The sequence below is a fragment of the Micromonospora sp. NPDC003197 genome, from assembly GCF_053590565.1.
The window spans coordinates 165505-191549 of the sequence record NZ_JBSFTE010000001.1 but is presented as its reverse complement, the minus strand read 5'-3'; the positions used below and the strand labels follow the sequence as shown (position 1 = coordinate 191549).

Genomic DNA, 26045 nt, shown 5'->3' with positions numbered 1-26045 from the left:
TATTGAGACCCCGCTGGTGGGCCGGCCTATTGTCGGACTTCTTACTGAACCCTCCGCCACCTGGGTCGCCTGGCTAGCGTGACCGGAGCGTGTGGCTGGACGCGCCGGTAATCCGATTCATATTCGGGGTGATTGGGCATGACCCTTGCCGAATGTCGGCTGTGCTCCACTGGATTGACTGAGACCTTTGTTGATCTCGGAATGTCGCCATTGTGTGAAAGCTACCTGCCGGTTGAGCGGCTGGACAGCGCCGAGACCTTCTACCCGCTGCACGTACGGATCTGTCCAGAGTGCCTGCTCGTGCAGCTGCCGGCGTACGTCCCCGGCGAGGAGATCTTCTCCGACTACGCCTACTTCTCCTCCTACTCGGACTCCTGGGTGGCGCACGCCCGGCGGTACGCCGACACCATGGTCGAAACGCTCGGCCTGGGGGCGGAGAGCCTGGTCACCGAGGTGGCCAGCAACGACGGGTACCTGCTCCAGCACTTCGTCGCCCGGGGCGTACCGGTGCTCGGAGTCGAGCCAGCGGCCAACATCGCCGAGGTCGCCCAGGGCCGGGGCATCCGTACCGAGAGCCGTTTCCTCGGCGCGGCGAGCGGGGTCGAGCTGGCCGACCGGTACGGCCAGGCCGACCTGGTGGTCGGCAACAACGTCTACGCCCACGTCCCCGACCTGGTGGGCTTCACCGCCGGGCTGGCCGCCCTGGTCAAACCGACCGGACTGGTCACCCTGGAGTTCCCGCATCTGCTCCGGCTGGTCGAGCGCCGGCAGTACGACACCATCTACCACGAGCACTACCAATATCTGTCGCTGCTCACCGCGCGCCGGGCCCTGGCCACCGCCGACCTGTCCGTGGTGGACGTGGAGGAGCTGTCCAGCCACGGTGGCTCGCTGCGGGTGTACGCCCGACCGGCCGCCAGCGCCGGTGAACCGTCGAGCAACGTCAAGTCGGTGCTGGAAGCGGAGGCCGAGGCCGGGCTGCACACCGTGGCCGGGCACCGGGGCTTCGCCGAGGCGGTCTTCGACATCAAGCGGGAGCTGCTCGACTTCCTGCTCACCGCACGCGCCGCCGGACGACGGGTCGTCGGGTACGGCGCCCCGGGCAAGGGGAACACCCTGCTCAACCACTGCGGCATCCGGGCCGACCTGCTCGAATACACCGTCGACCGGAGCCCGCACAAGCAGGGGCGCTTCCTGCCCGGCACGCACATTCCGATCCACGCGCCGGAGCGGATCGAGCAGGACCAGCCGGACTACGTACTGGTCCTGCCCTGGAACCTGCGTACGGAGATCTCCGCGCAGCTCGACTACGTACGCCAATGGGGTGGCCGGTTGGTCTTTCCGATTCCGGCGCTGGAGGTCGTCTGATGAAGGTCGTCCTCTTCTGCGGCGGCCTCGGTATGCGAATGCGGGAGGACGCCGCCTCCGCGCCGAAACCGATGGCGATGATCGGTGATCGGCCGCTGCTGTGGCACGTGATGCGTTACTACGCTCATTTCGGGCACACCGAGTTCATTCTCTGCCTCGGTTATGGTGCTGCCGCGGTCAAGGACTACTTCCTGCACTACGACGAGACGTTGTCCAACGACTTCACCCTCACCATGGGCGGTCGGGACGTCCGGCTCTTCTCCTCCGACATCACCGACTGGAGCATCACCTTCATCGACACCGGCCTGCACTCCACCATCGGGGAGCGGCTGATGCGGGTGCGCGAATACGTCGAGGACGAGCCGATCTTCCTGGCCAACTACGCCGACACGCTGACCGACGCGCCGTTGCCGGCGCTGATCGAACGGTTCCGGGCCGGCACCGAGGTGGCCAGTCTGCTGGCCGTACCGGTGCAGTCGACCCACCACGTCATCGGCATCGACGAGCACGACCAGGTCAGCCGGGTACATCCGATCCGCGACCTGATGCAGTGGGAGAACGGAGGCTACTTCATCCTCCGACCGGAGATCTTCTCGGTACTGCGTACCAATGAGGACCTGGTGCCGCACGCCTTCGAACGGCTGCTGCCCGAGCGGCGGCTGCTCGCCCAGCGCTACACCGGATTCTGGCGCGCGGCCGACACCTTCAAGGACCGCGCGGAACTGGAGGACCTCTACCGCTCCGGGCGATGCCCGTGGATGCTCTGGGACGCCAACCGCAACGGGCTGCGCCCGATTCCGGCGGTGAGCCGCTGATGTTGCCGTTGCACCTGGCCGGGGTGCGGTCCGTGGTACTGCTCGGGGCGCATCCGGACGACATCGAGATCGGCGCGGGCGGCCTGCTGCTGGCGTTGGCCGACACGGCCCGGACCGAGCCGCTACGTGTCCACTATGTCCTGCTCACCGGTGGTCCGGACCGCCAGGCCGAGGCGCGCGCCGCCGTGACGACGTTCCTGGCCGGCGCGCGGATCACTCTCGACCTGCACGACCTGCCCGACGGCCGGGTGCCGGCCCACTGGGGACGGGCAAAGGAGATCGTCGACCGGGCCGCCGCCGTCGTACCCGACGCGGACCTGGTCGTCGCGCCTGGTGCGGACGACGCCCACCAGGACCATCGCCTACTGGCCGAGTTGGCACCCACGGCGTTCCGGAACGCTCCACTGCTGCACTACGAGATTCCCAAGTGGGACGGGGACCTCGGTCGACGCAACCTCTACCTGCCCCTGACCGAGGAGCGGGTCCGGCGGAAGCTGGAGTTACTCCACGCGTGTTTCCCGTCACAGAAGTCCCGGGACTGGTGGGACGATGAGGTTTTCCTCGGGCTGGCCCGGCTGCGCGGCATGGAATGCCGAACCCGGTACGCCGAGGCGTTCCGGTGCGAGAAAGCGGTGATCAGGTTATGACCACGAGCCCGTTGTCGGCCTGCCTCTTCGGGGTGCCCGGTTCTGGAAACAACCTGGGCGTCGGCGCGTTGCGGGCCGCCACCCTCGCCGGTCTGCTCAGCCGGGAGCCGCAGGCCCGGGTGACCGCCTTCGACGATGGCTGGGGCCAGCGCACCGGCCGCGCCTACGTGGCCGGCCGGCCGGTCCCGATCGCGCTGGCCGGGGCCCGGCACTCCCGGCGTTACCACCGGCCCGAGTCCTATCTGAACATGCGGGTCAGCGCCGCGCTCGGCGGCCTCGGCAACGCCGGGGTGGCCCGGATCGACGCCGCCGACGTGGTGCTCGACGTCAGCGGCGGGGACAGCTTCAGCGACATCTACGGCGAGCACCGGTTTCGCTCGGTGGCCTGGCCCAAGCGGCTGACCCTGTTGCGGAACCGGCCGCTGGTGCTGCTGCCGCAGACGTACGGGCCGTTCCAGTCGGCCCGGCTGCGGACCGAGGCGGCCAACCTGATCCGAGGCGCGGCGATGGCCTGGGCCCGGGACCCGGAGAGCTTCCACGCCCTGACCGAGCTGGTCGGCCCCGACCTCGATCCTGAACGGCACCGGGAGGGCGTCGACGTGGCCTTCGCATTGGAGCCGCGGGAGCCCGACGGGGCGTCGTACGAGCGGATGGCGCAGTGGTTCGCCGCCGCGCCGGGGCCGGTGGTCGGCATCAACGTCAGCGGCCTGATGGTCCAGTCAGCGGGGATGGCCCGGTTCGGGCTGACCGGGGACGGTGGCAACGTCGCCCAGCGCCTGTGTGAACGACTGCTCGCCGAGCCGGACACCCGGGTGGTCGTGGTGCCACACGTACGCAGCCCGGGTGGGGTCGACTGTGACCTGGCGGCGAGCGAGCGACTGCGGGACGCGCTCGCCACCCGGTACGCCGACCGGGTTACCGTCGCCCCGACCGACCTGGACCCGCACCAGGCCAAGTGGGTGATCGCCCGGACCTCCTGGTTCTGCGGGATGCGGATGCACGCCACCATTGCCGCGCTCTCCTCGGCCGTACCGGCCGCCAACATCGCGTACAGCCTGAAGGCACGGGGGGTCTTCGCCAGCGTGGGGCAGGAGCGGCACGTGGCCGACGCCCGGCGGCTGACCGACGACGAGCTGTTGGAGACGCTCTGGTCGTCCTGGACGACCCGGGCCGAGGCCGCCGCCGAGCTGGCGGTGCGTATTCCACAGGCGATCCAGCGGGCCGCCGCGCAGATGGACGAGATCGTCGCCCTGGCCCGCGCCGAGCACGCGACGCGCGGCACCGTCGGGGTGCACTGAGATGGTGCGTCCCCGGACCGTGCACGATGTCGCCGCCCACAAGCTCTGCACCGGCTGCGGGGTCTGTGCCTACCTGGCCCCGGACGAGATCCGCATGGTCGACGTCCTCGATCACGGCCGCCGACCGCTTCCGGTGCTGCCGATCCAACCCAGCCGGTCGGACCGCACCCCGGGCACGTCCGGTGCGGCCACCGCGTTGCGGTGCTGCCCCGGCGTACGGCTGGAGCATGAGACCAGCACCCCGGCGTCAGGCGAGATCGCCGAGTTGCGGGCCGCCTGGGGGCCGGTCCGGGCGATCTGGGAGGGGTACGCCGCCGACGAGCGGATCCGGTTCGCCGGCTCCAGCGGCGGGGTGGCGACCGCATTGGCCGCCTACTGCCTGGAGCAGGCCGGGATGGCCGGGGTGCTGCACACCGGGGCGCGAGCCGACGTGCCCTACCTCAACGAGACCCGGTTCTCCCGTTCCCGGGAGGAGCTGCTCGCGGCGGCGGGTTCGCGGTACGCACCGGCCAGCCCATGCGACCGGCTGGACCTGATCGACTCCGCCGAGGCGCCCTGCGTCTTCATCGGCAAACCGTGCGACGTGGCGGCGGTACGAATGGCCCGGCAGGCCAAGCCGGAGCTGGACGCACGGGTGGGGCTGACCATCGCGGTCTTCTGCGCGGGCACCCCGTCCACTCGGGGCACGCTGGAGATGCTGCGTCAGCTCGGTACGCCGGACCCGCAGCAGGTGGCGTCGGTGCACTACCGGGGCAACGGCTGGCCGGGGCAGGCCCGGGCCCGACTGGTGGACGACCCGCCGGGGCAGGAGCGGACGCTCAGCTACGAGCAGTCCTGGGGTGACATCCTGCAAAAGCACCGGCAGTGGCGCTGCTATCTCTGCGCCGACCACACCGGCGAGTTCGCCGACGTGGCGGTCGGTGACCCGTGGTACCGGCCGACCGGGGACGATCCGGGACGCTCGCTGGTGCTGGCCCGCACCGAGCGGGGCGTACGCCTGGTGGAGGCGGCGATCGCGGCCGGCGTGTTGGTGCTGGAACCGATGCCGGCGCGGATCCTGCCCGCCTCACAGCCCAACCTGCTGCATGCTCGGGGGGCGGTCTGGGGGCGGCTGGTCACCCTGCGGGCGGCCGGTCTGATGACCCCCCGGCTAAAGCACCTGCCGATGGCGGGCATGTGGTGGCGGGTGCTCTCCCCCCGGCAGAAGCTCCAGTCGACCGTGGGCACCTTGCGCCGGATCCGACGGAAGCGGTTGCGGGTCCGGGCCGAGCTGACCCCGTACGGGGAGCGGTCGGCCCCGTACGACGACCAGCGTTCGGCGGTCAGTTGACCGGCACCGGGAGATCCGGTCAGTCGATCGGCACCGGGAGACCGTTGTCGAACCAGCAGTTGGTCTTGCGGTCCCAGGTGATGCCCGGATGGTTGGGCCGGGCGACCACGCCGTAGCGGTAGTCGCGGCCGAACTTGTTGTCCCGGATGACGATGTTGGAGGCGGTCAGGTCGGTCCGGATACCGATCGAATAGTTGCCGCCATTGCAGTAGTTGCCCTCGAAGAGGAGGTTGCGTACGGCCGGACCGGTGGTCGAGCCGATCATCAGGCAGGCGTTCATCGGGTCCCGAGTGCTCGCTCGGTAGGCGTCCAGCCGGTTGTGCCGGACCACGATGTTGACCCCGGCGGTGGTCTGGAGGGTGTCATTGTGTGAGCCCTCGACCCGGTTCAGGTCGTGGATCCAGGAGTCGATGACATTGGTGTTGTCCCCGAGTCGGGGGCCGTCGTTGACGTTGTAGATGTTGACCCGACGGAGTGTGTAGTTGGCGCAGCACACCGCTGCCGCTGTCTTGTTGCTGCCGTTGATTTCGACGTCCTCGACCACCAGGGTGGCATCGCCGAGGGTACGGACGGCGTAGGCCGGGCTGTCACAGGTGATCCGGGACTTCCGGATGGTGACGTTCTTGGCGTACACGTTGACGCAGCCGGTGATGTTGAGGTTGGAGATGACCTCGCCGTCCTGCCGCAGGCTCAGCGATCCGGAGTCGCGCAGGATGGTGCCGGCCGGTACGCCGGTGGTGGTTGGCCCGGGCCAGTAGCTCAACGGAGTGGGGGGTCCACCCGGGGTCGAGCTACTCGGGCTGGGGCTCGGGGACGGAGTCACGTTCGGGTACGGGTCCCCGTCGTGCTTCGAGTCGACGATGCTGGCCGGTGCCGTCGGGCTGTAGACGAATGGGGTCCCGCAGTTGAAGACCTGCACCCGGACGGCGGAGTAGTTGCCGGGAGCGATGCCGTTGGTGCTCCGCCCGGTGCAGTAGACCTTGCTGTCCTCGATGAGGGTGCCGGTGAAGCCGGCCCGCACGGTGACGACGGCGGAGCCACCGGACTTGACCACGATCCGGCGCAGGGTGACGTTGTTGGCCGCGATCTCGATCGGGCGGATGATGGTCTGGTTGGCGAGTACCGTGCCCGGTGCGGTGATCACCATGGGCCCGGCGTCGGAGTCATCGGTATTGGCCAGGGTCAGGTAGCCGGTGCCGGCGACGGCGACCATACCGAGGCCAACTCCGGCAGCGACGAGTCGCCGGCGGTTGCGGCGGGAGCGTTGGTCGTCGATCGGCTCGGTGTCGACTGGCTCGGCGTTGACTGGTTCGGCGTTGACTGGTTCGGCGTCGAACGGGCTCAGGGGTTCGGTATCGGACATGACTTCCCCTCGCAGAGATCGACTCTCGCTCGGGCCCACCCGCCGTTTGTCTGCCCCCGAATAACCCGCCCCGTGGCCGCCGCACCTGCCGCGTCGAGCCGCCATTCGAGTGGGGCCGCGCGTATCGGAAATCGACGGATCTGCTGCCCCGTACACCTCGAATGCTACAAGGTGTACCGAACACGTTACATATTTCGATCTGACGGATTACGGACAGATTGGGCAGCCTGGTCGGAGTGTGGGCCCCTCTGTCGGGGAAGTGGTTGCGCTGTTCAGCGTGCCTGCTGGCGGGGAAGTATCACCTCGCGCAGGATCAGTTGGACCGCCGCCATCGCCGGGATGGCGATCAATGCGCCGATGACCCCGAACAGGGCCACACCCACCAGTGCGGCCACGATCGCCGCCACGTCGTTGACCTTGACCGACCGGCGCATGACCTTCGGATAGATGAGATAGTTCTCGATCTGCTGGTAGACGATGAAGAACACCGCGCTGGCGATGCCGACCTTGTAATCGGTGGCGAAGCCGACCAGGCTGACGATCACCGCACCGAGCGTCGCGCCGATCTGCGGAATGAGGTCACAGATCGCCACCACGACGGCGAGCGCGAACGGATAGGCCAGTCCGACGATGACCGCGAAGGCGAACGCCGCCCCGCCGGCGAGCACCGCGATGGCCAGCGCTCCCACCATGTAGGCCCCGACCTTGGCGAGAATTTCATCCCCGATCAGCTGCACCCGTTCCCGGCGGGAGGCCGGCACCAGCGCGTAGCCGAGGGACTTGATCCGGTCGAACGCTGACATGAAGTAGATCGTCATTACCAGCACGGTCAGGACGTTGAAGAGCGTTCCGAAGATCCACCGGGCACCACCGAAGACCCCGCCCAGCGCCTGACCGACCGTCTCTGCGTTGGCTGCTGACTGCACCCGCTCCATCAGGTCGAACCGCTCGACCAGATCGTTGATCGTCTCGTTGCGGCGCAGCTCCGCCAGGTAGTTTGGCAACTGCTCGACGAACTGCCCGGACTGGGTCACCAGCGGCGGTACGAGCGCGAACAGGCCACCGCAGAGCAGCAGCGCGACGGTCAGCGCGACGGTCGCCACGGCGAGCCCGTGCGGCAGGCCCCACGAACGCAGCCGGACGATGGCGGGGTTGAGCCCCATCGCCAGGAACAACGCGATGAAGATCAGCACCAGTACGGACGCCGCGTTCTGCACCGCGAGGAAGGCGGTGTACGCCAGCAGCACCCCCAGCGCGCCGGTGAAGCCGACCAGGAACGGGCTACGGCGCAACGGCCGGCCCGGTTCGCCGAACCGCCCCGATGCGCTGCTCGCGGCGGCGGGAGACGGTTCGTTCGTACCGGCTTCCTCGGTTGCCGCAGGTTCGGTCGCCACCGCCGACGGCGGTCGGACATCCTCGGCTTCCGGTTGCCTCTCCGTCACCAGACCCTCCCCGACGCCTGGCCCCGCCCAGTGCCGGCGGCTGGGCCGGCAAGCCGTACGCCGATTCGGTGGGTGACGGCGGCGGGGATGTATTCGGGAGATTAACCGGCCCGGACAGCCGGAGCCAGTCGTGGGAAGGGACAGGTGGCGTCGGTCGCAGCACCGGGGCGATCGCTACCGGCCCGCCGGTCGGGTGGTCCCGCTTTCCGGTCGGGTCGGGTGGTCCGCTCCGCTGGTCGGTTAGGGGTCTGTTCGCGGGTCGGGTGGGTGGTCCGTCAGTCGGACTCGACGCCGACCTTTTCCGCCTTGGTGCCCCGGTCCTTGTCCTTGCCGCCCTTACCCGACAGCTTGGTCTTGGCGTCGCCCGATCCCGATCCCGATCCCGATCCCGATCCCGAGCCCGACCCGGTGCTGGCGGTGGCGCCGGCGACGGTGGACTTCACCGGGTTCTGGCCGCCCTCGACCGGAGCCGACACAGTGACCGGCTGGCCGTCGTCGGTTGTCGCGGCAGCCACCGGCTCGGTGGCGCTCTGTCCCTCGACCGGTGAGCCGACCGGGTCCGGCTCGTCGGCCGGTGGTTCGGCGGAGTCCGCAGTTGCCCGTCGTACCTCCGTCTCGGCCTGCGTCACCTGCCGTGCGGCCTGCGCGGCCGAGTTCTGTACGTCGGTCAGCCGCTCACCCTCGCCCGCCATCTGCTTGCGCAGGTCGACCAGCCGTTGTTCGATCTGGTCGGACTCCTGCCGGGACAGCCAGGCCTCCTGCCGGATGTCGGCGAGCGTCTGCTGCGCCTGAGCGATCTCCTGCATCACCTCGGCAAGCTGCTGCCGCCCCGCGACCGCCTCCTGCTGCGTGCTGGCCAGATGCTGCTGGGTGGTGGCGAGCGCCTGCTGGGCGGTGGCGGCGTACTCCTCGTACTGGCGCTTGGAGACGGCCACGTGCTCGTCGGCCTTCTGCCGGATCTCCGCCGCCTGCTCCTCCGCCAGCCGGGTGATCTCCGTCGCGCTCACGGTCGCCTGCTGGCGGACCTCCGCGGCCTCCCCCTCAGCCTCCCGCCGCACCCGCTCGACGTACTCGTCAGCCTGGCGGCGCAGGCCTTGGTCGTATTCCTCGGCCTGCTGACGCAGGCTGACAGCGTCCTTTTCCGCCTTCTGGCGCAGGGTGACGGCTTCGCGTTCCATCTCGGCCCGCTTCGCCGCGTACTGCTGTTCCAGACCGTCCCGCCACTGGGTGAACTCCTGCTCGACCGCGGCCCGGCGGTCGGCGATCTCCTTCTCGCTGGCGGCCTGCCGCTCCTTGATCTCCTGCTCGACCCGGCTACGCCAGGCGCTCAGCTCCTGCTGCGTCTGGGCACGGGCCTGCTGCACGTACGCCTCGGTCTCGGTGCGCATGCGCTGCACGTACGCGTCGGTTTCGGCGCGGCTGCGCCGCCCGGACTCGGTGGCCTGGTCGACGATCTGCTGGGCCTCCTGCTTGGCCTTGGCATGTGCCGCCTGACCGGCTTCGCGCAGTTGGGCGACCTCCTGCTGGACCTGGGCGTGTGCCGCCTTGCCGGCTTCGCGCAGTTGGGCAACCTCCTGCTTGGCGTGGGCGTGCGCCGCCTTGTTGGCCTCGTGGATCTGCTGGGCCTCCTGCTTGGCCTTGGCGATCGCCGCCCGCCCGGCCTCCACCAGCTGCGTTGCCTCCTCCTGGGCCCGGTTGTGCGCGGCCTCGCCGGCCTCCCGGAGCCGGGCGGCCTCGTCGGCGGCCTGCGCCACCATGGTGTCGGCCTCGGTCCGCTTGGCGGCGCTGACCCGGTCCTCCTCCTCCCGACGCGCGGCGAGGGCGATCTCGAAGTCCCGCAGCGCGACGGCAGCCTGCTCCCGGGCATCGGCGAGCAACTGCTCCGCCTCGCCCCGCTTGACCTCGATGTCCTGTATGGCGCTCGCCTGGATCGCCTCGGCCTGCTCCTCGGCGAGGGCCAGGATCTGCTCGACCCGAGGCCCGAGGTGCCGGAACGATGCTCGGTCCACCACCCCGATCTGGCGCCGCACGTTGGCCAGGTCGCGCTGGAGCACCTCGACCTGGCCGGCCAGCTTGTGGATCTGGGTGTACGCCTGTTCGCGTTCGGCGGTCAGTGTTGTGATCTCGTGCTCGGCCCGAGCGACGTAGCGATCGACCTGCCGTTTTTCGTAGCCCCGAAAGGCCGGCTCGAAGCTTGGTTCCGTGGCTACGTCTCCGCCAAGAGCGAACAGTTCCTCGCCGTGCGACATGTCCCCATCCTCACATGCATCGTCCCGATCCGCGGCAATACGGATTGCTGACGACGCTTCTTCACGACCGGGTACGGGTGAGACCCGAAGGACTTCAGCTCAGACAGTATGCGGGGCCGCGTCCAGTTTCTCCGGTGCGGCCCCGCATCACCCACTTATGCCCCGCTTGGCGGAGCGTGCTCAGCCGGGCAAGCCGGGCGCACTCCGGTACGTGTATGTCGAATGGTCAGGAGGCGTCGGCCGCCTGCTTGTCGGCGTCGTCCTTGTCGGACTTCTTGTCTTCGGTCGCGCCAACCGTCGGAACGATGCCCGCCAGGCCGGAGAGCATCTGGCCGAGCTGGGCGGTGACCGCGTTCTTCTGGCGGGTGAGGTCCTCGACCTCGCGGCGAGCGGTCTGGAGGGCCAGCTCCGCCTCGGTACGGGCCTCGCTCAACAGCCGCTGTGCCTCGGAACGGGCCTCGTTGACCGTCTTGTCGGCGAGCGCCTTGGCCTTCTCCACCGTCTCGGTGGCGGTACGCTCGGACTCGACCCGCCGTGCCTCGGCCCGCTGCTCGATCTCCTTCGCCCGGTCCTGGGCGGCGCGGGCCCGCTGCTCGGCCTCGCTGACCAGCTTCTGGGTCTGCGACACCTGCGCGGCGTGCCGCTCGGACTCTTCCCGCTCGGCCTTCTCCCGGCGCTCGGCGAGTTGCAGCTCCAGAGCCTGGAGATCCTTGTCCCGCTTGTCCCGGGCGTCGGTGAGTAGCTTGGTCGCCTCGGCGCGCTTCTCCTCGGCCTCCCGGGCCGCCTTCGCGCGCTGCTGCGTGATCTCCCGTTCGGCGGTGGCCCGCAGGGTGGCGACCTCACGCTCGACCGTCGACTTCAGCTCGGCCACCTCGTGGGCGGTCACCGTCCGTAGCTGCTTGGTCTCCCGCTCGGCGTCGGCGCGCAGCGTGTCCGCCTCCCGGCGAGCCTGCACCCGAACCTCGGCGGCCTCCCGCTCGGCGGCGGTACGGACGCTGCCCGCCTCCCGCTCGGCGGTAGCCTTCATCGCCGCTGCCTCGGCCCGCGCCTTGTCGGTGATCTCCCGCGCCTCCAGCCGAGCGGCGGAGAGGATGCCCTCCGATTCGCGCTTGGCCTCGCCACGGTGGTCGTTGGCCTGCTCCTCAGCCAGCCGCAGGATCTGCTCGACCCGGGTGCCCAGTCCGGACAGCGTCGGTCGGTTGTTTTCCTCAAGCTGCTTGTTGGTGTCGGTGAGCTTCTGCTCCACTGCGGCGAGGCGCTGCTCAGCCTGGCGCAGACGCCGCTGCGCGTCGTTCATGCGCTGCTCGGCCTCGCCCCGAGCCTGCTCGGACTGGGTCAGTGCGGCGCTGAGCCGGCCGAGGAAGTCGTCGACCTGCCCGCGGTCGTAACCGCGTAGGGCGACCGTGAAGTCGGGTTGCGAGTTCGCGTTATCGAAGAACGCGAGAGGGGAGGTCTGCTGCTGGGGCATTGGGACATACTGGCAGACGTACCAGGGTGCTTCGCAAGAGCCGGCCGGGGCCGGTTGGCCCGGTTTCTCGGTCGGATCAACCGGTGGGCGGGCAGCCGGAGAGCGGTCTGCGGCCCGCGTACCAAATTGACGATCTTGGCAGCTCCGGGCCGCCGTCACCGTCGGTGAAAGCGGCACCGGTGCCACCATGTCCTCAGTGTCGTAGGAAACCCGGAAACATCACCCGGTTAACCCTGGCAAATAGCCCGAACCACCTTTCCCTGGAAAGCGAATCGAGTGGGTAAACCGCCGACCGTGATGCCCAAGGAAATGCAATGCGTGACCGATGGAATGGTCAACCGGAGAGCGTGGACGCCAGCACCAACCCCGTCAGCGCCCCCGGAGCCCCTCCCCTCAGCCTCTCCTCAGCGTCCCCGGAACCGGTTGATGGCTGTCTCGTGCCGCGCCCGCAGCTCGTGGTCGCGTACCCCGAGCCCGTCCTCGGGGGCAAGGCAGCGGACGCCGACCTTGCCCTGGTGGGTGTTGCGGTGCACCTGGTACGCAGCCTCCCCGGTCTGCTCCAGCGGAAAGGTCCGGGACACGGTCGGATGGATCCGACCGAGCGAGACGAGCCGGTTGGCCGCCCACGCCTCGCGGTAGTTGGCGAAGTGGCTGCCGACGATGCGCTTGAGATGCATCCACAGGTAACGGTTGTCGAACTGATGCTGGTAGCCGCTGGTCGACGCGCAGGTGACGACGGTTCCGCCCCGCTTGGCCACGTAGACGCTGACCCCGAAGGTCTCCCGGCCCGGGTGCTCGAACACGATGTCCGGATCCTCACCACCGGTCAGCTCGCGAATGCGCTCGCCGAACCGCCGCCACTCGTCCGTGTCCTGGGTGTGCTCGTCGGACCAGAACCGGAAGCCCTCCGCCGCCCGGTCGATGACCAGCTCGGCGCCCATCCGTCGGCACAGCTCCGCCTTGTCAGGTGAGGACACCACGCAGACCGGAATGGCGCCACCGTGCAGCGCGAGCTGCGTCGCGTAACTGCCCAGGCCGCCGGAGGCACCCCAGATCAGCACCACGTCGCCCTGCTTCATGTTCGCGCCGTGGTGCGAGACGAGCTGCCGGTACGCGGTGGAGTTGACCAACCCGGGGCTGGCCGCCTCCTCCCAGCTCAGGTGGCGGGGCTTGGGCATGAGTTGGTTGGCCTTGACGACGGCGAGTTCGGCCAGCCCGCCGAAGTTGGTCTCGAAGCCCCAGATCCGCTGCTGCGGGTCGAGCATCGTGTCGTCGTGCCCGGCCGCGTCCTCCAGCTCCACCGACAGGCAGTGCGCAACCACCTCGTCACCGGGCCGCCACCTGGTCACGCCCGGACCGACCCGCAGTACGACTCCGGCGGCGTCCGAGCCGACCACGTGGTACGGCAGGTCGTGGCGTCGGGTCAACTCCGACAGGCGACCGTACCGCTGGAGGAACTTGAAGGTGGGCAACGGTTCGAAGATGCTCGTCCAGACGGTGTTGTAGTTGATGGCGCTGGCCATCACCGCCACCAGTGCCTCGCCGGGGCCGAGTTCCGGGGTGGGCACCTCCTGTAGGTGCAGCGACTGGCGCGGGTCACGATCGCGGGGGGCGACCCCGTCGAACATGTCGACCTCGTCCGCGCGGACGACCATGCCGCGGTACGTCTCCGGTACGGGCAGGTGGGCGATCTCGGCCAATTTCCGGCCCGGGTCGTCCGAGCCTTCCGCTGCCATGATCACTTCGAGGATGTTTCGCACGGCCCAACCTCCGTTCATCCGGTGCCGTCGGCACCGTCCAGCGCTGCCAGTCGCCGCGTACGACCGGTTGTCGACGCAGGTAGCGCCGGAGTGGAGCGGAGGTTACTGAACGGTAGCTAGGGGCGGAAGTCGTTTGTGAAAAACTGCATTGGTCGATGCGTGAAGCTGCGTGACGTCGCTGTCCCGTGAACCGGTACGCGCGCCGACGGCCAGGTCGGTGCCGTTGTCCGGACCATCCTGACGGGGCGCCGACAGTGGCGGACGGCCGGTCGGTCAAGCGCCCGGCGGTAGCGGACGGGCGGTCGGTCAAGCGCCCGGCGGTAGCGGACGGGCGGTCGGTCAGCGGCCGGCCAGGCGGGCGACGATGGGGGCCGCAGCAGCCAGGTTGCCGCCCAGGTGCAGATAGCTGACGCCGAACCGTTCCCGTAACGAGAGCAGCTTGTCGACGCACTCGTCGACGCTGCCATGCAGGGCCACTGGCGAGTCGGCCAACGTTGCCGGGTCGACCCGCATCGCATGACTGGAACTGGACCGGTGCGTCAGACCCCGGTGCACCACCCGTACGTCGAACATCCGTACCTGGAATTCCAGGCCGGCCGGGTCGCGGCCGGCGCGTACGGCGGCATCGCGGGCCCAGGCCACCTTGCGGTCCAACCGCTGCGGACCCATCTCGGTGACCGCACTGAGCGGGTCGACGTCCGGGGCGAGCCGAGGATTGACCCCGACGATGTCGGCGCACCGACCGGCCAGCTCCAGGATGCGCCGGCTGCCCCCACCGATCAGCAGCGGCGGGCGGGGCAGCTGCACCGGCCGGGGCGCGCCAAGCAACTCGGTGACCTGGTAGTGCTCTCCGGTGAAGGTGACCGGCTTGTCGTCGAAGAGCGCCGACATAAGTTCGACCGCCTCGGCCAGCCGATCCACCCGTACCCCCGGCGGGTCGAACCGCAGGCCGACCGCGTCGTGGTCGCTGCGCTGCCAGCCGGCACCCAACCCGACCTCCACCCGACCACCGGAGAAGACGTCCAGGTTGGCCAGGGACCGGTGCAGCACCGCCGGATGTCGGAAGTCGTTGCAGAAGACCAGGCCGAGTACGCGCAGCCGGGTGGTGGCCTCGGCGGCGACCGTCATCGCCACCAGCGGGTCCATGGACCAGCCACCGGTCAGGTGGTCGGAGACCGACACGGAACTGAAACCGAGGTCCTCGATCCGGCGGATCTCGTCCCGCCACTGGGCGACCGGCCGGTCCAGGGCCGGGGCGGAGGTGGTGAACCGGAACGGGCGCGGCGTGACGATCTCGTCCTCCCGAGGGCTGGGCCGGTGCCGGTCCGCAGGGGGCGGCCTGGGCTGACTTTATGTCCGGGCCGATACGCCGCCAGCGCACCGCGCCCGGCGATGCCGGTCGGATTGACGACAGCGCCTCGTGCCCAGGTGGCCCTGTTGAGTCACGGCGCCGACGCCTAGCGTGACCAGCGGCTGAGATCTTCTCGTAGGAGGCCCGCGATGACAGTGGTGTACTTCGACTCGCCAATCACCGACGACGAACGCCGACGGAAACTCTTCGGCGGTGACCTCTTCGTCTATTCACCCACTCCCGCCTCGACGGCGCTGGTCGCCTTCGCGCGGGAAATGGCCGAGGCGGCATTCGCACCGCACTTTCCGCCGGACGCCCAGCACCATCTGGCCGGCCCGGCGTACGTGGACGTGCTCGCCAGCCTGAAACCGACCTTCATCAACCACCCGCGTAGCAAGGAACTCGTCCGAGGGGTGCTCGCCGACCTCGGCGTCGACCCGGAGCAGACCTACTTCGACGTACCCCGGCTGCGCACGATGACCAGCGACTATCTCAACGCGGGACTGACCCTCCAGTTCGAACCGCACCGCGACACCTGGTTCTCCGCGCCGATGTGCCAGCTCAACTACTGGATACCCGTGTACGACGTGGCGGAGGAGAACGTGATGGCCTTCCACCCGCCGTACTTCGACTGTCCGGTGGCGAACAGTTCCCGGGACTACGACTATGCCGAGTGGGTGGCGCACGGGCGTACCACCGCGGCCCAGCAGATCGACGTGGAGAGCCGCAAACAGCCCCAACTCGAACAGGACATCGAGCGGCAGCCGGACGTACGGGTAATCACCCCGCCCGGTGGCATCCTCATCTTCTCCGGTGCCCAACTGCACACGACGGTGCCGAACACGTCGGGGCGTACCCGCTTCTCCATCGACTTCCGGGTGGTCAACCGCGACGACGTGCGAGACGGTGCCGGAGCCCTCAATGTCGACTCGGCGTGCACCGGCACCACCCTCGGCGATTTCCTGCGCGCCACCGACCTGACCCCACTGCCGGCGGAGCTGGTCGGCTGAGGTGTTAGGAAGGGCCCCTTCTTATCGCTTTTTGTAGAGGAAGGGGCCCTTCCTAACACCCAGGGCCGGCAGGGCTCACGCCGCTGGAGCCGCCCCGGCACTGGTGGTCCGGGCGGGCTCCACCAGTTCCACGAGTACGCCACCGGCGTCCTTCGGGTGGACGAAGTTGATCCGTGAACCGGCCGTACCGCGTCGAGCGGTGTCGTAGAGCAGCCGTACGCCCCGCTCGCGCAGGGCCGCGCTGGCGGCGTCCACGTCCTCGACGGTGTACGCCACCTGCTGCACACCTGGCCCGTTGCGATCGAGGAACTTCGCGATCGTCGACTGCTCGGAGAGCGGGGCCAGCAGTTGTACGCAGCCACCGTCGGTGCTTGGCCCAACGGCCAGCATCGCCTCGCGTACGCCCTGCTCGGCGTTGGTCTCGGTGTGTACACAGCGCATCCCGAACACCCGCTGGTAGAACTCGATCGCCGCGTCCAGGTCGGCGACGGCGATGCCGACGTGGTCGATGCGGAGCAGGCCGATGCCTGTGAGATAGTCGGCAGAGGGCTCGACTGGGGAGTGGTCGGTCATGGCGCTAGTCTGACCTAACAATCGTTAAGTTGTCTGGTCAGTCCCACCCCTCGGAGGCAATAGCTATGGCTTCGGTGAGCGCGAGGAGCGAGCGGAACGAGTCCGTGTCGCGAGCGGGTTCGGTGATCGTTGGCGGTGCTCGTACCCCGATGGGGCGGCTGCTGGGCAACCTCAAGGACCTTCCGGCGACCGCCCTCGGCGGGATCGCCATCAAGGCCGCCCTGGAGCGGGCCGGTGTCGCCCCGGACCAGGTGCAGTACGTGATCATGGGGCAGGTGCTCCAGGCCGGCGCGGGACAGATCCCGGCCCGGCAGGCCGCCATCGAGGCCGGCATCCCCATGTCGATCCCGGCGTTGACCATCAACAAGGTCTGCCTCTCCGGCCTGGACGCGATCGCCCTGGCCGACCAGCTCATCCGGGCCGGCGAGTTCGACATCGTGGTGGCCGGCGGTATGGAGTCGATGACCAACGCGCCGCACCTGTTGATCGGGCAGCGATCCGGCTACAAGTACGGCGATGTGGTGATCAAGGACCACATGGCGCTTGACGGGCTGACCGACGCGTACGACTGCTGCTCGATGGGGGAGTCCACCGAGCGGCACGGGGCGAAGCACGGCATCACCCGGACGGAGCAGGACACCTTCGCTGCGGCCAGCCACCAGCGGGCCGCCGAGGCGCGTAAGAACGGTGTCTTCGCCGAGGAGATCACCCCGGTGCTGATCCCGCAGCGCAAGGGTGACCCGATCATGATCTCCGAGGACGAGGGCATCCGGCCGGACACCACCGTCGAGACGCTGGCAAAGCTGCGGCCGTCCTTTGCCAAGGACGGCACGATCACCGCCGGCAGTGCCTCCCCCATCTCTGACGGTGCCTGCGCCGTGGTGGTGATGAGCAAGGCCAAGGCCAAGGAACTCGGGCTGGACTGGCTCGCCGAGATCGGCGCGCACGGCAACGTGGCCGGCCCGGACAACTCGCTGCACTCCCAGCCGTCCAACGCCATCACCCACGCCCTGCGCAAGGGTGGGCTGGGCATCGAGGACCTCGACCTGATCGAGATCAACGAGGCGTTTGCCGCGGTCGGCATCCAGTCCACCCGGGAGCTCGGCATCAGCCCGGAGATCGTCAACGTCAACGGCGGGGCGATCGCTCTCGGCCACCCGATCGGCATGTCCGGCGCGCGGCTGGTGCTCACCCTGGCGTACGAGTTGAAGCGGCGCGGCGGCGGCACCGGCGCGGCGGCCCTCTGCGGTGGTGGTGGCCAGGGTGACGCGCTGATCATCCACGTCCCAGGTGTCGAGCAGGGGCAGTGAACGAGGCCGAGACGCCGACAGTGAGCGGGGTCGAGACGCCGGTAGCCAATGGGACCGGGGAACACGTCGAGACGCCGGTAGCCGGCGTGGCCGGGACGAGCGCGCCGCCGCTGCGGCGCAGTCGGGACGTACCGCTGTTGGTGGAGCGGGCCCGGCAGGGCGACCCGCGTGCGGTGGCCCGCCTGATCACCCTGGTCGAGTCGGGTGACGAGGTGCTGCCGCAGGTCGCGGCGGCCCTCGCGCCGTACACCGGCAAGGCGCAGGTGGTGGGGCTGACCGGGTCACCCGGGGTGGGCAAGTCGACCACCACCAACGAACTGGTCCGGGCACTGCGGGCGCGGGGTCACCGGGTCGGGGTGCTGGCCATCGACCCGTCCAGCCCGTTCACCGGCGGGGCCATCCTCGGTGACCGGGTCCGGATGCAGGACCACGCCACCGATCCGGGGGTCTACATCCGGTCCATGTCCAGCCGGGGTCACCTCGGCGGACTGTCGGCGGCCACCCCAGCGGCCGTACGGGTGCTGGAGGGTGCCGGCTGCGACGTGGTGCTGGTAGAGACCGTCGGCGTCGGGCAGGCGGAGGTCGAGGTCGCCTCGCTGGCCGACACGACGCTGGTGCTGCTCGCCCCCGGCATGGGGGATGCCATCCAGGCGGTGAAGGCCGGCATCCTGGAGATCGCCGACATCTTCGTGGTCAACAAGGCTGACCGGGATGGTGCCGACGCCACGGTCCGCGACATCCAGGGCATGATCGCGCTGGGCGAGCGGGGGCCGGGGCAGTGGCGACCGCAGGTGGTCCGGGCGGTGGCCGTGCGCAGCGAGGGTGTAGACGACATCGCCGCCGCGATCGACAAGCATCGCCGTTGGCTGGACGAGCACGGCGAGCTGCGTCGGCGTCGGGAGGCGCGGGCCGCCGCCGAGATCGAGGCGATCGCGCTGGGCGTACTCCGTGGGCGGATCGGTTCGCTGCGCGACGGTACGGCCCTGTCGTCGCTCGCGGTGCGAGTGGCCGAGGGTACGAGCGACCCGTACGCCGCCGCCGACGAACTACTGGCGGGCCTCGGCAGCTGACTGTGACTGTGGTTAGGAAGGGCCCCTTCCTATACAGAAAGCGATAAGAAGGGGCCCTTCCTTACACCCTGGGCGGTGGGTTGTCGGCCGGCGTGGAGTCGCGTTTGGCTAGTACGCTCGCTCATCGCGGATGGCATCGGGGCAGGCTGTCGATCCGGTGCCGAGACCAGGGGAGAAGTGAACAATGACCGAGGTTGTGGATAACGGGCCGGCTGCCGAGGATGCTCCGGCCGCACCTGCCGCCGTACCGACGGCCGCGCCGAGTGGAGCCGCCGCGCCGGGTGGCGCCGCGCAGGGGGCCACCGCCGTCTCCGAGGAAGTGGTGGAGAAGATCGCCGGCAGTGCGGCGCGGAAGGTGCCCGGCGTCGCCGACCTCGGCGGCGACGTTGCCCGGTTCTTCAACAGCGTGCTCGACCGGGTCGGCCTGGACAGTGTGGGAGATGCCCGCCGGGGTGTCTCGGCGGAGGTCGACGGCACGTCGGCCGTCATCAACGTCGTACTGGTGATCGCCGAGGGGCACGTCGTGGCCGAGGTGACCGAGGCGGTGCGCGTCGCGGTGGTCACCGCCGTGCAGGGGTACGGCCTCACGGTCACCGCCGTGAACGTCAAGGTCGACGACATCGAGTTGGGTACCGCGCCGGCCGCCGGCGCCTGACCGGTCACGTACGGGTACGGGTACGGGTCGACCACGGCCCGGCCCGTACGTTACCGCTCGGTACGCATTTCCTTATCGATCGTTCAGGCTGGCGCTCTACACTCGACGTGCAGTCGACGAGTCGAGGAGGACCCCGCCGATGAACGCCGACGAGATCGCCGCCGGACGGGCGCGCTGGCAAGCCAGGTACGACGCCGCGCGCAAGCGGGACGCCGACTTCACCACCCTCTCGGGCCTGCCCGTTGAGCCGGTGTACGGCCCACCCGAGGGCGTCGCCTATCCCGGGTTCGACCGGATCGGTTGGCCGGGCGAATACCCGTACACCCGGGGGTTGTATCCGACCGGTTACCGCGGGCGGACCTGGACCATCCGGCAGTTCGCGGGGTTCGGGAACGCACAGCAGACCAACGAGCGCTACAAGATGATCCTCGGCGCGGGTGGCGGCGGCCTGTCGGTCGCCTTCGACATGCCGACGCTGATGGGGCGCGACTCCGATGAGCCACAGGCGTTGGGCGAGGTCGGCCACTGTGGCGTGGCCATCGACTCGGCGGCCGACATGGAGGTGCTCTTCGACGGCATCGACCTGGCCGGCGTGACGACGAGCATGACCATCTCCGGTCCGGCGGTGCCGGTCTTCTGCATGTACCTGGTGGCGGCCGAGCGGCAGGGCGCTGACCTGTCCACCCTGGACGGGACCTTGCAGACCGACATCTTCAAGGAGTACATCGCGCAGAAGGAGTGGCTCTTCGACCCCGAGCCGCACCTGCGCCTGATCGGCGACCTGATGGAATACTGTGCCGCCGAGATTCCGCGCTACAAGCCGCTCTCCGTCTCCGGCTACCACATCCGCGAGGCCGGCTCGACCGCCGCGCAGGAGTTGGCGTACACGCTGGCCGACGGCTTCGGCTACGTCGAGCTGGGGCTGTCGCGCGGCCTCGACGTCAACGTCTTCGCCCCCGGGCTCAGCTTCTTCTTCGACTCGCACGTCGACTTCTTCGAGGAGATCGCCAAGTTCCGGGCGGCCCGGCGGATCTGGGCCCGCTGGCTCCGCGAGGTGTACGGGGCGACCAGCGAGAAGGCGCTCTGGCTGCGGTTCCACACGCAGACCGCCGGGGTGTCGCTGACCGCCCAGCAGCCGGTCAACAACGTGGTCCGTACGGCGGTCGAGGCGCTGGCGGCGGTGCTCGGTGGCACCAACTCGCTGCACACCAACGCGCTCGACGAGACGTTGGCGCTGCCCACCGACGAGTCCGCCGAGATCGCGTTGCGGACCCAGCAGGTGCTGATGGAGGAGATCGGGGTCACCAACGTGGCCGACCCGCTGGGCGGTTCGTGGTACGTCGAGGCGTTGACCGACAAGATCGAGGCGGAGGCCGAGGCGATCTTCGACCGGATCCGTCAGCTCGGTGGGGAGGGCCCGCACAAGATCGGCCCGATGACCTCCGGCATCCTCCGGGGCATCGAGGACGGCTGGTTCACCGGTCAGATCGCCGAGTCCGCCTTCACCTACCAGCAGGCGCTGGAGAAGGGGGACAAGAAGATCGTCGGTGTCAACTGCCACACCGGCACGGTCGCCAAGGAACTGGAGATCCTGCGCATCTCGCACGAGGTGGAGTTGGAGCAGCGTCGGGTGCTCGCCGAGCGTAAGTCTCGACGGGACGAGGTGGCGGTCAAGGCGGCGCTCGCTCGGCTGATCGACGTGTCCCGTACCGAGGAGAACATGATTCCCGCGATGCTGACGGCGGTACGGGCCGAGGCGACCCTTGGTGAGATCTGCAACGCACTGCGGGACGAGTGGGGCGTCTACCGCGAGCCGGCCCGCTTCTGACTGTTCCCAGCCGGTTGGGGTGGCGGGGTGTGGCGGTAGCGGTTGGACTGGGTTGACCGGCGAGCGTGCAAGACTAGACAACCATGAGCGAGCCACGGATCAACCCGTCGATCTTCACCCGCGGCGCGGTAGACCTCGGCGCACTACGCAGCGCCGCCCCGACCCCGTCCCGCCCCGCCACCGCCGCCCCGGCCACCCCGGGCGCACCTGGTGCCCCGTCGACCGGAGCCCCGCCGATCCCGGCTGCGGGCAGCGTCGCGGTGATCGATGTTACCGAGGCGACCTTCCAGGCTGAGGTGCTGGAACGGTCGCTGACGACCCCCGTCGTCGTCGACTTCTGGGCCGAGTGGTGCGAGCCGTGTAAGCAGCTCTCGCCGATGCTGGAGCGACTGGCCACGGCGGATGGCGGTACCTGGGTGCTCGCCAAGATCGACGTGGAGGCCAACCCGCGCCTCGCGCAGATGTTCCGGGTACAGAGCATCCCCACCGTCTACGCGGTGGTGGGTGGGCAGCCGGTGGACGCCTTCTCCGGAGTCGTACCCGAGCCGCAGTTGCGGCAGTGGCTCGACGCCGTACTCAAGGCGGAGGGCGTGGCCACGGCCCCGGCGGAGGACCCGCGCCTCATCGAGGCCGACGACGCCCTGATGAACGGTGACCTTGACGCGGCGGAACTGGCGTACAAGAAGATCCTGGCGGATTCCCCTGCGGACGCCGTCGCCGAGGCGGGGCTGGCGCAGGTGGAGCTGACCAGGCGGGTGACCCAGGTCGCCGATCCGGCCGAGGCGCTGACCGCGGCAGCGGCGGATCCCGACGACATCTCGGCACAATTGCTGGCCGCAGACGTCGAGGTGCTCAGTGGACGGGCCGAGCAGGCGTACGCTCGTCTGGTCGACCTGGTCCGACGGACCTCGGGTGACGATCGTGAGACGGCCCGGCAACATCTGGTCTCGCTCTTCAAGGTGGCCGGTCCCGACGACCCCACGGTGGGCAGCGCCCGGCGGGCCCTGGCCCGAGCCCTGTTCTGACCGGACGCCCGCGTCCCGAGCACCGATCCCGAACGCACGACACCGCCGACCACGAGCCGACACCGACGACGAAAAGCGAGCCCACCAGCCTCGAACGGCCACGACCAGGACGGGAGCCCACGATGCGCCGGATCGCCGTCCTCGACGCACCGTCCAACCTCGGGCTACGCCCGCCGACGCTCTCCTCGGTGCCCGGTTGTGCCAAGGCACCGGGGGCGTTGCGGGACCATGACCTGGTCGCCCGACTCGGGGCACGGGACGCGGGCTGCCTTACGGCACCGCGCTACGACCCTGGCGACTGGCGCCCCGGCGACGGGGTCTGCCACGCCGGGGCGATCGCGGGCTATTCGATGTCGCTGGCGAAACGCATCGAGTCGATCATCGAGCTGGGGGAGTTTCCCGTCGTGCTCGGCGGGGACTGCTCGATCGTGCTCGGCTCGGCGTTGGCGATGCACCGGCTGGGCGAGTCGGTGGGGGGCCGGATCGGGCTGGTCTACGTCGACGGCCACTCCGACTTCCGGCACCCGGGCAACGCCTCGTACGTGGGTGCCGCCGCAGGCGAGGGACTGGCCCTGGTCACCGGCCGGGGCCAGGCCGACCTGGCCGCGATCGAGGGCCGCCGACCGTACTTCCGGGACATCGACGTGGTGGTGCTGGGGCTGCGGGCCCAGGACGACTACCGGCTGGATCTCCAGGCGGCCGGCATCGTCACCCGGCCGGTGCCGACGCTGCGGGTGGAGGGGGCCGCCCGCAGCGCCCAGTGGGCCCGGGACCAACTCTCCGACTGTGGCGGCTACTGGGTGCACGTCGACGTCGACGTACTCGACCCGGCGGTGATGCCGGCGGTCGACGCGCCCGACCCGGGTGGGATCGCCTTCCCCGAGTTGGAGTTGCTGATCGCGGGCCTGGTCGAGACACCGCACTGCCTCGGCCTGGAGCTCACCGTCTTCGACCCGGACTACGACCCGGACGGCAGCTACGCCGCGGAGATCGTCGCCGCGTTGGTCGCCGGGCTCGCGCCGGTTGCCGCACCGGACGCGGGGCCGGTCCGACTGCTACCGGCCCAATCGAGTACGGCGAGCCGCCGGGGATTGCGGGCCGTAATCGGGGCGGCCGAGTCAGCCGGACCCGATGGCACCCCGGTGACGGACGGGGCGGCCGACGGGGCCGGCTGACGAACGAGCCGTCGGCGGCGACCGGCCGGCTCAGCGGGGCAGGCCGCGCAGGAACCGTTCGGCGATCGGCACCGAGGTGGCGCCGCTCGATCCGCCCTTCTCCACGAATACGGCGAACGCGATGTCGCCCTGCCAGCCCACGAACCAAGCGTGGGTGTTGGCCGGGTTGTCGTCGTATTCGGCGGTGCCGGTCTTTCCGTACACCTGCCGGCCCGGCACGTCGCGCAACGTGGTCGCGGTGCCCTTGGTGACCACCTCACGCATCATCGTTCGTAGCGGCTGGACCGAGGTGGTCTTGAGCTGTGGGCCGGGTGGTGCGTTCAGGTCGGTCCCGGCGTCGGACAGTAGTCGGGGCTGGTGCCACTGGCCCTTTGCTACTGCGGCGGTGGCGGCGGCCATGGACAGCGGGCTGACCAGGGTGGTGCCCTGCCCGAACGAGGCGGCGGCCCGCTCAGCGGGGGATCCGCCGGTGGAGACCTTGCCGGTGAAGGCGTCCGGCCCGACCTGCCAGTTGCCCTCCAGGCCGAGGCTTCGACCGGCAGTGGCCAGCCCGTCGGCACCGAGCTTCGGGGCCAGCGCGGCGAAGGCGGTGTTGCACGACTTGGCGAAGTCCGTCCGGAATGGCACGGTGCCGAGTTCGAACCAGTCGGAGTTCTTGAACGACCGGCCGTCGACGGTGAACGTCTTCGGACAGGCGACCGGGGTGTCCAGGCCCACCGCGCCCTGGTCGAGCAGGCCCAGGGTGCTGACCATCTTGAACGTCGAGCCGGGGGGCACCTGGGCAGTGAACGCGAGGTTCTCGCCGCCCCCACCCGGGCCGTTGGCGACCGCGACGACCGCCCCGTCGCTGATCCGCATCGCCACCACGGCGCTGCGCTGCGACGTACCCTTCAGGGCCGCGTCGGCGGCGTTCTGTGCCCGTACGTCGAGATTGGTCTTCAGCGGCGTCCCGGCTTGCGGCTCCTGGCGGAACACCTCGGCGACGGTTTCGGCCGGCGCATCCCCGGACTGTCGGGTGACCGACACGCTGACCCCCGGGATTCCGGCCAACTGCTGCTCGTAACGCCCCTGGAGTCCGCCGTGCCCGATCATGTCGCCCACCGCGTAGCGGCCGGGATTCTTGTCGAGATCGTCCTTCTGCACCGGGTCGACGGTGCCCAGCAGCGCTCGGGCGAACTCACGGGTCGGTGCGAGTGAGCGCTGTTCGTCCCGGAACTTCGTGCCGGGTAGGTCGTAGATGCGGGACTTGATCTGTAGGTACTGCGCCCGACGCAGGCTGACGATGTCGACGAAGGCGTCCGGCCCGGCGCTCTTGAGCCGGTCCGGAAGGTCGCTCAGGTCGATCGGTGGGTCGAGCACCGGCCGGATCGCCCGGAAGGCACTGTTCAGTTCCTTGACCAGCGCGGGGATGTCGGTCACCTCGCCGGGCTGCACGCCGATCACGACGACCGGTTGCGGGCTGACGACCGGCTGTCCGGTGCCGTCGAGGATCGCGGCCCGCTGCGCGGGTGCCAGTCGCCGCACCGACAGGCGGGTGCCGTCGGTGAGTTGCTCCTGCACCATCCGAGGCTCCCACACCACCTGCCACTCGCCGTTCTTCTCGGTGAGTCGTACGGAGGTGGGGTAGCTCCAGTGCTGTCCGCCGGGCAGGGTCCAGTCGATGGTTACCGGAACGATAGCTGTGTCCTTGGTCACCTTGGCGTCGCCGGCCCTGCTCAGCGCCGGTGCTGTCTCGGACAGATCGCCGGTGAGCGTCTTGATCTGCTCGGCGACCTCGGCCCCGCTGATCTGCTGACCTGCGGGGCCGACGAAGGAGAGGGAGGCGAGTCGACCATCCCGCCAGCCGGTGAGGAAGGAGTCCAACCGTTCCTCCGGGCGGTCACTGCCCGAACATCCGACCAGAGCGCCCGCGAGCAGCCCTAGTCCGGCGAGCGCGGCGACGGTCTGCGGCCCGGGTCGGCGATGGGAACGACGGAAAGGGTACGGCCGGCGCATCAGATGATCACCTTCCGTGGCGATCGGGGATGGGACGCCCCCGACGGTAGTACGTGACCGTTTCGGCGAGGGGTATGGTCGGCCCGTGCCACCGCGACAAGATCGCACACGGTCTGCCGAAACACGGCCCTACGCGCGTGTGATGACCTCCTCAGCCTGGGTACTCAGCGCCGCAGGGTCTGTCTCGCGTTCTCGCGATGGGTGGCACCGACGGAGTCCGGCTCCGGACGTCCGGTCGGCGGTTCGCCGACAAATCCAAGAACAGCTGGCACATAGGCTGGACAGGCCCACAACGAGGTGGGTTGAGGGGAGT

The 26045-nt window shown here is 69.5% G+C and carries 19 protein-coding genes and 1 pseudogene; 12 read left to right on the top strand and 8 right to left on the bottom strand.

The genetic code is table 11. From position 1 onward, the window contains the following. Positions 1-138: 138 nt before the first annotated feature. Genes ACWDV4_RS00940 through ACWDV4_RS00920 form a run of 5 tightly spaced genes read left to right on the top strand, consistent with a single transcriptional unit; the run spans position 139 to position 5458 of the window. A complete protein-coding gene (locus ACWDV4_RS00940; RefSeq protein ID WP_449973770.1) occupies positions 139-1368 on the top strand; it encodes a methyltransferase domain-containing protein in 1230 nt (409 codons plus the stop codon). Beyond that, entirely contained in the window at positions 1368-2183 is an 816-nt protein-coding gene (locus tag ACWDV4_RS00935; protein WP_449973769.1) for a glucose-1-phosphate cytidylyltransferase, read from the top strand. The genes ACWDV4_RS00940 and ACWDV4_RS00935 overlap by 1 nt, the downstream gene beginning before the upstream one ends. Then, complete coding sequence (locus tag ACWDV4_RS00930; protein ID WP_449973768.1) at positions 2183-2830, top strand: PIG-L deacetylase family protein; 648 nt, start codon at positions 2183-2185, stop codon at positions 2828-2830. The genes ACWDV4_RS00935 and ACWDV4_RS00930 overlap by 1 nt, the downstream gene beginning before the upstream one ends. Continuing rightward, complete coding sequence (locus tag ACWDV4_RS00925; RefSeq protein WP_449973767.1) at positions 2827-4128, top strand: polysaccharide pyruvyl transferase family protein; 1302 nt, start codon at positions 2827-2829, stop codon at positions 4126-4128. The genes ACWDV4_RS00930 and ACWDV4_RS00925 overlap by 4 nt, the downstream gene beginning before the upstream one ends. 1 nt (position 4129) lies before the next feature. Further along, the gene (locus ACWDV4_RS00920) at positions 4130-5458 is read left to right on the top strand and encodes a Coenzyme F420 hydrogenase/dehydrogenase, beta subunit C-terminal domain (RefSeq protein ID WP_449973766.1); all 1329 of its coding nucleotides are present in this window, start codon (positions 4130-4132) and stop codon (positions 5456-5458) included. A gap of 19 nt (positions 5459-5477) precedes the next feature. Here the strand turns inward: ACWDV4_RS00920 and ACWDV4_RS00915 are convergent, their stop codons facing one another. The 6 genes from ACWDV4_RS00915 to ACWDV4_RS00890 form a co-directional block, all read right to left on the bottom strand. After that, a complete protein-coding gene (locus ACWDV4_RS00915; protein ID WP_449973765.1) occupies positions 5478-6821 on the bottom strand; it encodes a hypothetical protein in 1344 nt (447 codons plus the stop codon). 272 nt (positions 6822-7093) lie between these two features. Beyond that, complete coding sequence (locus tag ACWDV4_RS00910) at positions 7094-8263, bottom strand: AI-2E family transporter (protein ID WP_449973764.1); 1170 nt, start codon at positions 8261-8263, stop codon at positions 7094-7096. Between the two features lie 275 nt (positions 8264-8538). Next, complete coding sequence (locus ACWDV4_RS00905; protein ID WP_449973763.1) at positions 8539-10512, bottom strand: hypothetical protein; 1974 nt, start codon at positions 10510-10512, stop codon at positions 8539-8541. 226 nt (positions 10513-10738) lie between these two features. After that, a complete protein-coding gene (locus tag ACWDV4_RS00900) occupies positions 10739-11980 on the bottom strand; it encodes a DivIVA domain-containing protein (protein WP_449973761.1) in 1242 nt (413 codons plus the stop codon). Between the two features lie 404 nt (positions 11981-12384). Next, on the bottom strand, positions 12385-13740 hold the full coding sequence (gene ccrA, locus ACWDV4_RS00895) for a crotonyl-CoA carboxylase/reductase (RefSeq protein ID WP_449973760.1): 1356 nt from the start codon (positions 13738-13740) through the stop codon (positions 12385-12387). A 339-nt stretch (positions 13741-14079) separates the two neighbouring features. Then, positions 14080-15033 carry a TIGR03621 family F420-dependent LLM class oxidoreductase gene (locus ACWDV4_RS00890; protein ID WP_449974125.1) on the bottom strand — a complete coding sequence of 318 codons (954 nt, stop codon included), beginning with the start codon at positions 15031-15033 and terminating at the stop codon, positions 14080-14082. A 207-nt stretch (positions 15034-15240) separates the two neighbouring features. Between ACWDV4_RS00890 and ACWDV4_RS00885 the strand changes: the two genes are divergently transcribed. Continuing rightward, positions 15241-16101, top strand: a complete 861-nt coding sequence (locus ACWDV4_RS00885) for a hypothetical protein (protein ID WP_449973758.1) — start codon at positions 15241-15243, stop codon at positions 16099-16101. A gap of 75 nt (positions 16102-16176) precedes the next feature. Here ACWDV4_RS00885 and mce read toward each other — a convergent pair whose 3' ends face one another. Continuing rightward, a complete protein-coding gene (gene mce / locus ACWDV4_RS00880; RefSeq protein WP_449973756.1) occupies positions 16177-16674 on the bottom strand; it encodes a methylmalonyl-CoA epimerase in 498 nt (165 codons plus the stop codon). Between the two features lie 65 nt (positions 16675-16739). Here mce and ACWDV4_RS00875 point away from each other — a divergent pair, with 65 nt between their 5' ends. The 6 genes and pseudogenes from ACWDV4_RS00875 to ACWDV4_RS00850 all read left to right on the top strand — a co-directional run. Then, complete coding sequence (locus tag ACWDV4_RS00875) at positions 16740-17984, top strand: acetyl-CoA C-acetyltransferase (protein WP_449973754.1); 1245 nt, start codon at positions 16740-16742, stop codon at positions 17982-17984. Positions 17985-18070: 86 nt separating this feature from the next. Then, on the top strand, positions 18071-19054 hold the full coding sequence (gene meaB, locus ACWDV4_RS00870) for a methylmalonyl Co-A mutase-associated GTPase MeaB (RefSeq protein WP_449974124.1): 984 nt from the start codon (positions 18071-18073) through the stop codon (positions 19052-19054). 184 nt (positions 19055-19238) lie between these two features. Beyond that, positions 19239-19709, top strand: coding sequence for an Asp23/Gls24 family envelope stress response protein (locus tag ACWDV4_RS00865; protein WP_449973752.1), 471 nt, complete (start codon positions 19239-19241; stop codon positions 19707-19709). Between the two features lie 139 nt (positions 19710-19848). Further along, positions 19849-21537, top strand: coding sequence for an acyl-CoA mutase large subunit family protein (locus ACWDV4_RS00860; protein WP_449973751.1), 1689 nt, complete (start codon positions 19849-19851; stop codon positions 21535-21537). A gap of 83 nt (positions 21538-21620) precedes the next feature. After that, positions 21621-22562 carry a tetratricopeptide repeat protein gene (locus tag ACWDV4_RS00855; RefSeq protein WP_449973750.1) on the top strand — a complete coding sequence of 314 codons (942 nt, stop codon included), beginning with the start codon at positions 21621-21623 and terminating at the stop codon, positions 22560-22562. A 122-nt stretch (positions 22563-22684) separates the two neighbouring features. Then, positions 22685-23698 (top strand): annotated as a pseudogene (locus ACWDV4_RS00850) (arginase family protein); the annotation flags it as partial. Between the two features lie 69 nt (positions 23699-23767). Here ACWDV4_RS00850 and ACWDV4_RS00845 read toward each other — a convergent pair. Next, a complete protein-coding gene (locus ACWDV4_RS00845) occupies positions 23768-25732 on the bottom strand; it encodes a penicillin-binding transpeptidase domain-containing protein (RefSeq protein WP_449973749.1) in 1965 nt (654 codons plus the stop codon). Between the last annotated feature and the right edge of the window lie 313 nt (positions 25733-26045).

What these genes read in the sequence shown, in the direction of transcription:
- ACWDV4_RS00940 (WP_449973770.1), top strand. Translation starts at nt 139, where the DNA reads ATGACCCTTGCCGAATGTCGGCTGTGCTCCACTGGATTGACTGAGACC.
- ACWDV4_RS00935 (WP_449973769.1), top strand. Translation starts at nt 1,368, where the DNA reads ATGAAGGTCGTCCTCTTCTGCGGCGGCCTCGGTATGCGAATGCGGGAG.
- ACWDV4_RS00930 (WP_449973768.1), top strand. Translation starts at nt 2,183, where the DNA reads ATGTTGCCGTTGCACCTGGCCGGGGTGCGGTCCGTGGTACTGCTCGGG.
- ACWDV4_RS00925 (WP_449973767.1), top strand. Translation starts at nt 2,827, where the DNA reads ATGACCACGAGCCCGTTGTCGGCCTGCCTCTTCGGGGTGCCCGGTTCT.
- ACWDV4_RS00920 (WP_449973766.1), top strand. Translation starts at nt 4,130, where the DNA reads ATGGTGCGTCCCCGGACCGTGCACGATGTCGCCGCCCACAAGCTCTGC.
- ACWDV4_RS00915 (WP_449973765.1), bottom strand. Translation starts at nt 6,821, where the DNA reads ATGTCCGATACCGAACCCCTGAGCCCGTTCGACGCCGAACCAGTCAAC.
- ACWDV4_RS00905 (WP_449973763.1), bottom strand. Translation starts at nt 10,512, where the DNA reads ATGTCGCACGGCGAGGAACTGTTCGCTCTTGGCGGAGACGTAGCCACG.
- ACWDV4_RS00900 (WP_449973761.1), bottom strand. Translation starts at nt 11,980, where the DNA reads ATGCCCCAGCAGCAGACCTCCCCTCTCGCGTTCTTCGATAACGCGAAC.
- ACWDV4_RS00885 (WP_449973758.1), top strand. Translation starts at nt 15,241, where the DNA reads ATGACAGTGGTGTACTTCGACTCGCCAATCACCGACGACGAACGCCGA.
- mce (WP_449973756.1), bottom strand. Translation starts at nt 16,674, where the DNA reads ATGACCGACCACTCCCCAGTCGAGCCCTCTGCCGACTATCTCACAGGC.
- ACWDV4_RS00875 (WP_449973754.1), top strand. Translation starts at nt 16,740, where the DNA reads ATGGCTTCGGTGAGCGCGAGGAGCGAGCGGAACGAGTCCGTGTCGCGA.
- ACWDV4_RS00865 (WP_449973752.1), top strand. Translation starts at nt 19,239, where the DNA reads ATGACCGAGGTTGTGGATAACGGGCCGGCTGCCGAGGATGCTCCGGCC.
- ACWDV4_RS00860 (WP_449973751.1), top strand. Translation starts at nt 19,849, where the DNA reads ATGAACGCCGACGAGATCGCCGCCGGACGGGCGCGCTGGCAAGCCAGG.
- ACWDV4_RS00855 (WP_449973750.1), top strand. Translation starts at nt 21,621, where the DNA reads ATGAGCGAGCCACGGATCAACCCGTCGATCTTCACCCGCGGCGCGGTA.
- ACWDV4_RS00845 (WP_449973749.1), bottom strand. Translation starts at nt 25,732, where the DNA reads ATGCGCCGGCCGTACCCTTTCCGTCGTTCCCATCGCCGACCCGGGCCG.